The organism is Corynebacterium sp. (genome assembly GCF_030826625.1).
In the GTDB taxonomy this organism is placed as follows: domain Bacteria; phylum Actinomycetota; class Actinomycetes; order Mycobacteriales; family Mycobacteriaceae; genus Corynebacterium.
The window spans coordinates 1-11,121 of sequence record NZ_JAPJNQ010000070.1; the positions used below are offsets into that span (position 1 = coordinate 1).

11 protein-coding genes are annotated in these 11,121 nt (G+C 55.9%); 6 read left to right on the plus strand and 5 right to left on the minus strand.

From position 1 onward, the window contains the following. Positions 1–15: 15 nt before the first annotated feature. A complete protein-coding gene (locus RCH87_RS08465; RefSeq protein ID WP_306516271.1) occupies positions 16–915 on the minus strand; it encodes a hypothetical protein in 900 nt (299 codons plus the stop codon). Next, positions 902–1,693: an ABC transporter ATP-binding protein gene (locus RCH87_RS08470; protein ID WP_306516272.1), complete on the minus strand. Its 792-nt coding sequence runs from the start codon at positions 1,691–1,693 to the stop codon at positions 902–904. Before RCH87_RS08470 ends, RCH87_RS08465 begins: the two co-directional genes overlap by 14 nt. Positions 1,694–2,088: 395 nt before the next feature. On the opposite strand from RCH87_RS08470, the gene RCH87_RS08475 reads away from it, so the two are divergent. The 3 genes from RCH87_RS08475 (at position 2,089) to secA (ending at position 6,342) form a co-directional block, all read left to right on the plus strand. Further along, positions 2,089–2,760 carry a ComF family protein gene (locus RCH87_RS08475; protein ID WP_306516273.1) on the plus strand — a complete coding sequence of 224 codons (672 nt, stop codon included), beginning with the start codon at positions 2,089–2,091 and terminating at the stop codon, positions 2,758–2,760. Between the two features lie 125 nt (positions 2,761–2,885). Beyond that, entirely contained in the window at positions 2,886–3,560 is a 675-nt protein-coding gene (hpf, locus tag RCH87_RS08480; RefSeq protein WP_306516274.1) for a ribosome hibernation-promoting factor, HPF/YfiA family, read from the plus strand. Positions 3,561–3,744: 184 nt separating this feature from the next. Beyond that, a complete protein-coding gene (gene secA, locus RCH87_RS08485) occupies positions 3,745–6,342 on the plus strand; it encodes a preprotein translocase subunit SecA (protein ID WP_306516275.1) in 2,598 nt (865 codons plus the stop codon). A 76-nt stretch (positions 6,343–6,418) separates the two neighbouring features. On the opposite strand, the gene RCH87_RS08490 is transcribed toward secA, so the two are convergent. Beyond that, the gene (locus RCH87_RS08490; RefSeq protein WP_306516276.1) at positions 6,419–6,835 is read right to left on the minus strand and encodes a hypothetical protein; all 417 of its coding nucleotides are present in this window, start codon (positions 6,833–6,835) and stop codon (positions 6,419–6,421) included. A 184-nt stretch (positions 6,836–7,019) separates the two neighbouring features. Here RCH87_RS08490 and RCH87_RS08495 point away from each other — a divergent pair, with 184 nt between their 5' ends. Further along, complete coding sequence (locus RCH87_RS08495; RefSeq protein WP_306516277.1) at positions 7,020–7,430, plus strand: HAD hydrolase-like protein; 411 nt, start codon at positions 7,020–7,022, stop codon at positions 7,428–7,430. 1 nt (position 7,431) lies between these two features. Beyond that, a complete protein-coding gene (locus tag RCH87_RS08500; protein WP_306516278.1) occupies positions 7,432–7,938 on the plus strand; it encodes a hypothetical protein in 507 nt (168 codons plus the stop codon). Positions 7,939–7,990: 52 nt separating this feature from the next. Here the strand turns inward: RCH87_RS08500 and rsgA are convergent, their stop codons facing one another. Both rsgA and aroA read right to left on the minus strand, forming a co-directional pair. After that, entirely contained in the window at positions 7,991–9,052 is a 1,062-nt protein-coding gene (gene rsgA, locus RCH87_RS08505) for a ribosome small subunit-dependent GTPase A (protein ID WP_306516279.1), read from the minus strand. Then, entirely contained in the window at positions 9,053–10,321 is a 1,269-nt protein-coding gene (gene aroA, locus RCH87_RS08510) for a 3-phosphoshikimate 1-carboxyvinyltransferase (protein WP_373690959.1), read from the minus strand. 181 nt (positions 10,322–10,502) lie between these two features. On the opposite strand from aroA, the gene RCH87_RS08515 reads away from it, so the two are divergent. Continuing rightward, positions 10,503–11,121 (plus strand): sigma-70 family RNA polymerase sigma factor (locus RCH87_RS08515; RefSeq protein ID WP_306516281.1); only part of this gene is annotated, 619 nt, incomplete at its 3' end.

An 11,121-nucleotide genomic window follows, 5' to 3' on the forward strand; every position in this document is an offset into this window, starting at 1 on the left:
TATCGAAACGAGGCTTCACCCGGGTAACAGATACACCACGCTAGCGGACGCAACCGGTGCATCACTTGCGTCGAAACATATTTCGGTGCCTCGTTGTGAAGTTTGGCAGAGGTCATTTTCTGTTTTGGCGGGAGCACCGACAGCGTAATCAATTCCCAGCACTGTGAAGAAGATCATCGATAATCCGCTTACCGAAATCACCGGAAGATATAATAGGGAGGTTTTCTTTTGCGATAGCACGTGAGCTAGCACAATGATGCAGGCTAGCCCGGTTGCGAATAAAATCGTGCTCAAAAGACTGACAATTGAATTGAAGTAATTAAGTTGCGTAGGGATAGCATTGATTACTTCACGTGCAGGACTGATGAGCCACGTTGTCCACAGGATGGCTTTAAGGAAAAGAAATAGATAGAGAGTAATTGCACTTAAAAGTACGGCAATAATGGGGTGCAATGATCGGACGGTGAACGCGAGCAATGCTGATGCTAGTGCAACCACAAAAAGAAATGCTATGCAATTGAGGAAGACCAGCAGGAAAGGTATAGAAATAGTTCCACTGTCTATGGTGGCTTTGAATAGCAGTGGGCTTATTCCGGCGATAACAGCGATGGTCCCAATAAGCGTGGGGCAAGCGACGAGTGCCCTTATTTGAATGAGAATTGGGCGCTTGCCAAGAGGCGAATTCGTCAGAGTTTTGGGGCTGTAAAGCGCCGATACGTTAAATGAAACGACGACGGCAATGCCCATAGCGAGAAAGAATAAGAGGAATCGGAGCGACGCTTCCACGTCCGCCCAGCGGATGTAGGCCAATCCCAAAGTTTGCACTGAGATGAATAAGGAGGCACCAAATGCACCGATAACCCAGACCCAGCCGAGGACAGGGAAGGCTGGCGAACCCAACTTATAAAGAATCATCGTTTACATCTTTTCCATCATTTTGCTGCTTGAGCATGGTCAACACGTCTTCAAGCAGATCTTGGCTAGCGCTAGTGTTACTGACAGTTGCTAGGGCCTTTGCCTTCAGCGCAGACCAAGGGCCGTCATAGCTAGTTACTCCACGGTCCAGCGCAATGACGGATGTATCTGTCGAGATTTCCTCCAGGTCATTGGTGAGGTGCGTGGACAAAATTATTTTCGTAGAGTCCGAAAGGGTACTCAGTGTTTGGCGGATATCTTTTCGAATTGACGGGTCTAAACCGGCTGTCGGTTCGTCCAAGAATAGGATTTTTGGGTGGTGGAGGATCGCGGCAGCAATTCCCAATCTGCGGTTTTGTCCACCTGATAGCGTTTTGGTTTTCTTTCGCTCCATCCCATTCAAATTCACCAGCGATAATGCTTCGGGTATGCGTTTGCGTATCGCCACTTTATCCATGCCAGAGACCCAACCTGAATAGGCAAGGGCATCGTGACAGGTCATCGAAGGTACAAAATTGACGTCTTGCGGGACATAGCCGATTTGTTCGCGGAAATTTTGCAGGTTGCGCCCCTTTAATGGTGCGCCGTTATAATAAACAATGCCGGAACTGGGTTTGTCTATGCTGCAGAGGACTTTGATAAGAGTCGATTTACCGCTGCCATTGGCACCGATGATGGCGGTTACCGATTGGCTAAAGGAACCCGAAAAATCTGTAACCGCGGTATGACGTGTTCCTTTGTCGGAGAAATGTTTGTTTATATGCTCAGCGCTGAACATTATCGCGTCCTTCTTGCATCCTTAGCCAATATGTTGTTATATCTCGTCCCACATTCCAGGTCGGAAGTCGATGAGTGTCTGGGCCTTTTGTGGCTGTGGTAACAGCAGACATAATCATCGCTTTTATACTTGCGGAAGGCTTCATGTCGATTCCTTCCATGACTATGAAGTGATTTATATCTCCAGTTGGAACTGGTGTTGTTTAGATTACTGCAATTGTGACGGGGGAGCAATTCATTTATCGATTCTATTTAGAAAATTTCTTTGTGAAATGCCCCAGATTTTCCATCTGCGCAATCGGAACGAATCCCCGGGTACTTCAATGTAAGTAAAATCGCATACAGGTTTACGGGGAGCCGAAAAATCTGGAGCTGAGTTGTGGTTTTGGCGGGGGTATGTCGAAATTTCGTCGTAATGAGGAGCACAGCACTCGAGGGCTTGTTGTGAGAACGGGGTTTGTGGAGCTGGTTTTGCCTCGTCGTTGCGCGGGATGCGGAAAAGCTGGTGAGCGTTTGTGCCGACAATGCCGTAAGCTGCTGGCTCAGCCACCTCGTCGCATCGCCCCGAAGGCTGGTGTGCTCGCGCCGGTATACGCTTGTGGTGGCTATGGTGGCCCGCACCGCGAAGTCATCCTAGAGATGAAAGAACGTAATAATCGCGCGATCCGTCCTTATATTGCCGCGGTGGTGCGGGCAGCGGTAGAAACCTTGCAGGCGCGCGGGGAGTTTTCACATCGTGTGGTGTTGGTTCCAGCCCCCACCCGTGCGCGCTCAGCCAGGCTGCGCGGCGGTGATCCAATGACGCAGTTGTGCCTGGGCAGTGGGTTCCCGGTCATCGAAGCGGTACGCTTGGCACCCGTGATGCCAGATCAATCCGCGCTCAACCGGGATGATCGGCTCCACAACGTCCGTGGCAATGTGCAGTTATTGCGCGAGCTACCGCCCGGAGTGGAAATCGTTGTGATTGATGATGTGCTGACGACTGGAGCGACCTTGGCCGCGACCGTCGACACGCTTATTTATGCTGGTGCGGACGTTGCTGGGTGTGTGGTTTTGGCGGCTGCTTAAAGGTAGAAAAGCGCTGAAAATTTTTTCCAATTAAGCGCTAATTCCCAGTCCAAACCCAGGTCAAACTAGTTCGCGGTTGATATAATAAAAGTAGAGCAACCGAGATGAAAGGGAAAGATATAGCTATGACGAACAACACTAACGACGCTCAAGCCCCAGAAGCACAGGTTACGATCACTGGTCGTAACGTCGAGGTGCCGGAGCACTTCGCTGAGCGTGTTAATGAAAAGCTCTCCCGCATCGAAAAGCTGGACCCAACGCTGACGTTTTTCCACGTGGAGTTGAAGCAGGAGCAGAATCCACGCCGTGAAGCGCAGGGTTCCCGCATTCAGATCACCGCTACTGGTAAAGGCCACCTGCTGCGTGCTGAGGCGAAAGAAGATTCGTTCTACGCCGCTTTGGAGACCGCGCTGCAGAAGATGTCCCGCAGCCTGCGCAAGGTAAAGGTGCGCCGAGAGGCCGCCAAGTCCGGCCACCGCGCGCCGAAGGGTACTGGCGAGTTGGCTGCTGAAATGGTTGCTGCTGCGAAGGCAGAAGCACAAGAACAGGCAAAGCAGTCACAGTACGACATTGACCCATACGCTGATTCCGTCGAAGATATCGAGCCAGGTCAGATCGTTCGTGAAAAGGAGCATGCCGCTGTTCCGATGAGCGTCGACGATGCCCTGTCAGAAATGGAACTGGTCGGCCACGACTTCTACCTGTTCATCAACAGCGAGAACAACCGTCCGTCGGTGGTTTACCGTCGTCACGCATTCGACTACGGCTTGATCTCCTTGACCGAGGGCGACGAGAACTAACCTCGCACAAATACCCCTGATCGGGTTCTGTTATAGAGCTAGAAGATCAGCCGAATTGCCCGCCCAGGCCGATGAAACCCTAGTGTGTTGCTCATTAACATCGGCCTAGGGCAATTTTTTGTTGCTGCGCGCGTAGAATAGCCCAGAGCAAAACCTATTCGTGACTTTAAAGGATGGCACACCTGTGTTTGGACTTTCTAAGCTTCTCCGGGCTGGTGAAGGCAAGACCGTCAAACGCCTGAAGAAAATTGCCCAAGACGTCATGGCGCTCGAGGACGAGTATGCCGCACTGTCTGATGAGGCATTGAAGGACAAAACGGGCGAATTCCGCAAACGGCTAGCCGATGGTGAAGATCTCAACGACATCATGCTTGAAGCATTCGCGGTAGCCCGCGAAGCTTCCTGGCGCGTTCTCGACCAGAAGCACTTCTTAGTGCAGATCATGGGCGGCGCCGCCCTGCACTTCGGCAACGTCGCTGAGATGCGCACCGGTGAAGGTAAAACCCTGACCTCCGTGCTTCCTGCTTACCTCAATGCGCTGGAAGGCAAGGGCGTCCACGTCGTCACGGTCAATGATTACCTGGCGAAACGTGACGCCGAAATGATGGGCCGTGTCCACCGCTGGTTGGGTCTGGAAGTCGGCGTGATTCTTTCGCAGATGCGCCCCGAAGAACGCCGTGAAGCATATGCCGCTGACATCACCTACGGCACCAACAACGAGCTCGGCTTCGACTATCTGCGCGACAACATGGTCCGCCAGCTCAAAGACTCGGTACAGCGTGGCCACAATTTCTGCATCGTCGACGAGGTGGACTCGATTCTTATTGACGAAGCCCGTACTCCGCTGATCATCTCTGGGCCCGTCGACGGCAGCTCGCAATACTATTCGGTGTTTGCTCAGTTGGCGCCGCGCATGCGCGAAGGCAAGCACTATGAGGTCGACCACCGCAAACGCACCATCGGTATTACCGAAGACGGTGTGGAATACGTCGAGGACCAACTGGGCATCGACAACCTTTATGCCCCAGAACATGCGCAACTGGTCTCATTTTTGAACAACGCACTGAAAGCCAAAGAGCTGTTCGTGCGCGATAAGGACTACATCGTCCGCGAGGGCGAAGTCATGATCGTGGACGGCTTCACCGGCCGCGTGTTAGCCGGACGTCGCTTCAGCGAAGGTATGCACCAGGCGATCGAGGCTAAAGAAAAAGTCGAGATCAAAAACGAAAACCAGACGCTGGCGACGGTTACGCTGCAGAACTACTTCCGTCTCTACGACAAGATTTCCGGCATGACCGGTACTGCAGAGACCGAAGCTGCCGAGCTGAACTCGATTTATAAGCTCGACGTCGTACCGATCCCGACGAACAAGCCCAACCAGCGTGAAGATCACCCGGACCGGATCTACAAAACCCAGGAAGCGAAGTTCTCCGCGGTGGTCGAAGACATCGCAGAACACGTCTCCGTCGGCCAGCCCGTGCTCGTGGGTACCACCTCCGTTGAGCGCTCCGAATATCTCTCGCAGCTGTTGACCCGCAAGGGCATCGAGCACAACGTGTTGAACGCCAAATACCACGAAGAAGAAGGCAACATCATCGCGCGTGCGGGCCTGCCTGGCAACGTCACCGTCGCGACGAACATGGCTGGCCGTGGTACCGACATCGTGCTGGGTGGTAACCCAGAAGTTATTCTGGATATGCGCCTGCGCCAACGTGGCCTGGATCCATTCGATGACGAAGAGGCCTACCAGGAAGCCTGGGACAACGAAATCGAAGAGGAAAAGGCGAAAAGCAAGCGTCGCGGCGACGAAGTGCGCGAATCCGGCGGTTTGTACGTGCTGGGCACCGAACGCCACGAGTCACGTCGTATCGACAATCAGCTGCGTGGCCGTTCGGGACGCCAGGGTGACCCAGGTGAAACCCGGTTCTACCTGTCCATGCGAGATGAGCTGATGGTGCGCTTCGTCGGCCAGTCCATGGAAAACATGATGAACCGCCTCAACGTTCCGGATGATGTTCCTATCGAGGCGAAGATGGTTTCTAATTCCATCAAGGGTGCCCAGGCCATGGTGGAAAACCAGAACTTCGAGATGCGCAAAAACGTCCTGAAGTACGACGAAGTGCTCAATGAGCAACGCAAAGTTGTTTACGGCACCCGCCACGAAATTCTGACCTCACAGGATATTTCTTCGCACGTGCGCAAGATGATCGATGACACCATCGGCGCTTACGTTTCCGGAGCCACCGCGGTCGGTTATGTCGAAGACTGGGATCTCGACGAGCTGTGGAACGCGTTAAACACTCTGTACGAGCCAACCATTCGCTGGCAGGAGCTGGTCGACGGCACTGAATACGGAGCTGCCGGTGAGCTGAGCGCCGAACAGCTTCGCGAGGCCGTGACCGCTGATGCGCAAAGCGAATACGACGAGCTGGAAAAAGCCGTTGCGGATATCGGTGGCGATGAGCAGATGCGCAATACCGAACGCATGATCATCTTGCCGGTCATCGACCAGAAATGGCGCGAGCACCTCTACGAGATGGACTATCTCAAAGAAGGCATCGGCTTGCGAGCTATGGCGCAGCGTGATCCACTGGTGGAATACCAGAAGGAAGGCGGCGACATGTTCAATGCCATGAACGAGGCCATCAAGGAAGAAACCGTGCGCCAGTTGTTCATGCTCCGTAAGCGCTTTGCACAGCAGGACCAGCCAGAAGCCGATCCGGGCACCCCGATTCAGTCGGCTGGTGGCGGAGGTGCCACTAACAGCGTAATGGGCGGTTAATGCGCCGGATTTCTAGCGTGCCGGATTTTCTGGTGCGCCGGATGGCTTGGTTCTGGGGAATTAGGCTCCGGGTTAGCTAACCCGACAGCACCCGCAAGCTAACAAGCTGTTCGCCACTGCACACGGCAGTAAAACCGTAGCGGCGGCGGCTTTGCGCCGCGCCAATCAGTGCGGTGCCGAATAATTCCCAGCCATCGGTTTCGGTCGACGATGGGCGGCTGTGTAGAGACTTCACCGCCACAGGGCCGGAAATTTTTTCTGCCCCCGATCCACGTCGCCGGGCGGCAATATGGATGCGCACTGCAGAACCAAAACGCGAGTGGCGCACCTGGTGGCCTGGTCGCACGCCACTGATTACCTCTAATGCAATCTGCAACAGAGGTGCATAACGATGTAAAACGTCAATGTCTGTCACGTCATGTGCAGGATCGCGCTCCGGTTCGTCAGGAATATAGACGCGCAAATGTGCATATCCTGGTATGGCAGCCAGCATGGTATCCCCCCTGGAAAGTACTGAAAGAGGTACTGTATCCAGTGTGCCTGGTCGCAACCGACCTGTGTGGAATTTAGTGCAAAAATGCACACCAGGCCCTTAAACTGGGCTCCCCAAAACAGGGGAGTCGATGATGGGGCAGAAGCAAAATGGGCAACAAAATGGGCAAAAGGAAGAATAATATATGCGTGGATTAATCCTGGGCTATACCGGAGTGCTGGACGGCTCCGAAGAAGATCAGCGCCGCTGGCGCAACCTGCTCGGTGCAGCCCGTTCGAACGGCGTTGCTACCGCAATACTGTCTAACCACCCCGGTGGGCCGGAAGCTGAATCTATCCGTGAATGGGAATACCGCGGCATCGTCGATGCGGTGCTGCTTTCCGGTGAAATCGGCATGGAAAAACCAGAAATGGGTGCTTTCCAGCACGCAGCCGCCGCCATGGATTTGCCGCTGAACGATTGCGTGATGGTCGATGATGGCATCGACAATGTGCGGGCCTCGGTCGGCTATGGCATGGTTGGTGTGCTCTACACCCAATTCGACCGTTCTGGGGTCGAAATCCAAGCTATTTTTGATATCGACGGAGAATTCTAAGATGCGCATCTACCTGCCTGCGACATTTAGCCTGCTGAAAAAATGCGCGGAAGATGGAGAATTCCCCGCCCAAGGTGGGTGGGCATTCGCCCTGACCGCGGCATTGCGGGATTACTTCGAATCAGGTGAGGAAGAAGAAATCGAGATGATCGCTTTTGACTCCGCAGCCGAGGCTTCCTTGCGCTTATTAGCTGCTGGCGATTCCGAGCTCCCTCACCGTCGCGTCGTGATCTCTGCTGATGTTCCGGAAGCACACTGTACCCCGGACCCAGAAATGGGCGAGCCGGTGATCAAGCTCGACCCTGCCGTCATTCAGGTGCGCGATTTCGCCGCCATTCATATGGACGTCGCTGATGCCGAAGAAGCCACCGCGAAAGCCATTGAGCTCATTGACGCCGCAGATCTAGGCGACGAAGATGCTGAACTCGCCGTCGGTGATGCGCAAGATAATCTCATGGCTTATTACGATGCCGATGAACTCAACGCGTTGGTGCAGCTGAGCAACTAGTCCGAACAACTAGTTGCGGTGTTAATTGCTGCGCTAGTCTTCCCAGTCGACGCTAGTTTTCCCAGTCGACGTTAGTGCGCAGCGCTTCTAACAACCTGCGCACGGCGTCGCGACGCTGCCGGGTCGGTGCTAGTTCTGGATCATCCGCAGCAATCGCGTCCAGCGCGCATTCCGGATCGGCCGGGGGACCGATATGCGAACAACCGCGCGGGCAATCCTCAGTGATCTCATCGAGGTCAGAGAATACCTCCAACACAGTCTCAGAATCGACGTGTGCCAGCCCGAACGAGCGGATGCCGGGGGTATCAATTAACCAGCCGGAATGGCTACCGTTGTGGCTACCGTGTTCAGAGGGCGCGCTGCCGTCGCCCAGCTCGGTCGGTAGCCGCAGTGCAACCGATTGCGTGGAGGTATGTCGACCCCGGCCGATGGCAGAAACCTCGCCCGTAGCCCGGTCCGCCTCCGGCACCAAGCGGTTGACCAGGGTGGATTTCCCAACCCCAGAATGACCGATCAAGGCCGTGCGGTGGCCCGCAACGAGCCCGGCAACGTCGGCAAGCTCATCAGAGGTGCCCGCGTGCACGATGGTGATATCTAGGTCTGCGAACTGCGCAGCGAATTCAGAGGGGTCGGCCAGATCCGTTTTGGTCAGGCACAAAATTGGATTGATATTGCCCACGAATGCAGCGATCAATGCGCGTTCGACAAACCCCGTGCGCGGTGGGGGATCGGCGACCGCGGTGACGATCAACATCTGATCCGCATTGGCGACGACGATGCGCTCATAGGGGTCGGTGTCATCGGCGGTACGACGCAGCACAGAGCTACGCTCGGCGAGTTTCACGATCCGGGCCAAGGTGTCTTTTTTGCCAGAAGTATCACCGACGACCCCGACACGATCGCCAACCTCGATGGGGGTGCGGCCCAGCTCGCGGGCGCGCATGCACACCACATCCGGTCCATCATCTAAGGCAACGGTCCAACGCCCGCGGTCTTTGCCAATCACCATTCCGAAAACGGCATTTTTATGTTGCGGGCGATTTTTCGTCCGCGGTTTCGAGCCCTTTCCGGGGCGGATTTTGACGTCCGATTCATCCCAATCACGCCGGGCCATCTAGTACACCATCGCTTCCCACATGTCGGCGAAACCCGGCAGAGTTTTTGCCGTGGTGTCGATGTTTTCTATTTCGATGCCCTTCACTCGCAGGCCGATGATGGCACCGGCGGTGGCCATGCGGTGGTCGTGATACGAGTGCCAGCGGCCAGCGTGCAATGACGCGGGACGGATCAACAGGCCGTCGGCAAGCTCCTGGCAGTCGCCACCGATGCGGTTGATTTCGGTAGCCAGGGCGGAGAGTCGGTCAGTTTCGTGACCGCGCAGGTGAGCAATGCCGGTCAACGTCGACGGGCTGGTGGCAAGTGCCGCCAGGGCAGCGACCGTCGGAGTGAGCTCACCGATATCGCCCATGTCGCGCTCGATGCCGCGCAGCTGGCCGTCGGCGGGGCCGGTCACGCGCAACTCACCACTTTCCGTGCGCACCACGTCGCAGCCCATTTCCTGCAAGATCGGGCGAATTTCTTCGCCGGGCTGTGTGGTGTGAGCAGGCCACTGGGGGATGCTGACCGTGCCACCGGTGACTGCTGCGGCTGCCAAAAATGGGGTGGCATTGGAGAGATCAGGTTCGATATCCCAGGTGCCACCACGGATCGGACCGGGGTGGACGTGCCACTCGTTTTCGGCGACATCGACGCGCACCCCGGCATCGCGCAGCATCTCTACGGTCATGGTGATGTGCGGTATTGATGGCAATGAACTGCCGATATGGCGTACAGTGATGCCTTCGGTGTAGCGGGCGGCAGAAAGCAACAGGCCAGAGACGAATTGGGAAGAACCAGAGGCATCAATCTCAACAACGCCGCCTGCCGGCACCCCGGCACCGACAATGCGAAACGGCAGATGCTCGCCATCGACGGTGACTCCGAGTGCGCGTAGCCCGTCGAGAAGCGGCCCGATGGGGCGGGCACGGGCCTGCTCATCGCCGTCGATTTCCACCGTTCCCGTAGCCAGCGCGGCCAGTGGAGGCAGAAAGCGCATGACTGTACCGGCGAGCCCGCAGTCAATTTTCGCGGGTTGTAGGGAGGCAGGTTCGACGGTGATGCGGTCGGATTCTTCGGTGACTCCGATGCCCATGTTGCGCAGCGCTTGTGCCATGCGCTGGGTATCGCGGGAATGCAGTGGGCGCAGAATCGTGGAGGGACGATCGGCTAGACTGGCAAGAACCAAGGCGCGGTTGCTCAACGATTTGGATCCGGGAATCGCTTGCACGTGCGAAACCGGGTGTTCGGCGTACGGGGCAGCCCAGAATTTGTTCATGCAGGCCATACTAGTAGACGAGACTTGTGGACGAGCTCACCCCGGAAAGGACACGTGGATGAGAACGCAGCTCAATGGCGATCCGGCGGCCGGTGTGCCGCCCGATACGACGGAGATCGTTGCTACCCAGCAGACGGCGTCGTCCAGCGCGCAACAGGCGTCGGCAAGCACCAGCTTTGAAGATGCAGCGATGCCGTTGTTGGACCAGCTATATGGCGGGGCGCTGAAAATGACGCGCAACCCGCAGGATGCCGAAGACCTGGTGCAGGAGACTTATCTGAAAGGTTTTCAGAATTTCGAGAAGTTCACCCCGGGGACCAACCTGAAGGCGTGGCTGTATCGGATCATGACGAACACCTACATCAACAACTACCGCAAAAAGCAGCGGCAACCACTGCAGACCAGCGCGGATGAGCTCACCGATAGCCAGTTGTATACCACCTCCGGGCACGATTCCGCGGGACTGGTTTCTGCGGAGGTTGAAGCACTGGCCGCGATGCCCGACACGACGATTGCCGCGGCTTTGAATGATCTATCCGAGGAATATCGGCGCGTGGTTTATTACGCTGATGTCGTCGGCTTGGCGTATAAGGAAATCGCCGACGTGCTGGAAATTCCGCTAGGAACTGTGATGAGCCGGCTGAACCGGGGAAGAAAAAAGCTTCGCGAGGCGTTAAAAGAAGTAGCCGCAGATCAGGGTATCGCTGCCGCGCAAGCTGCGGTGAACGAAGCCGCAGAGCTTGCGGCTGCAGAGACGACGCCGACGAAGAAGAAGCCAGCACACAAGAAACCAGCGACAAGCGCAGCGA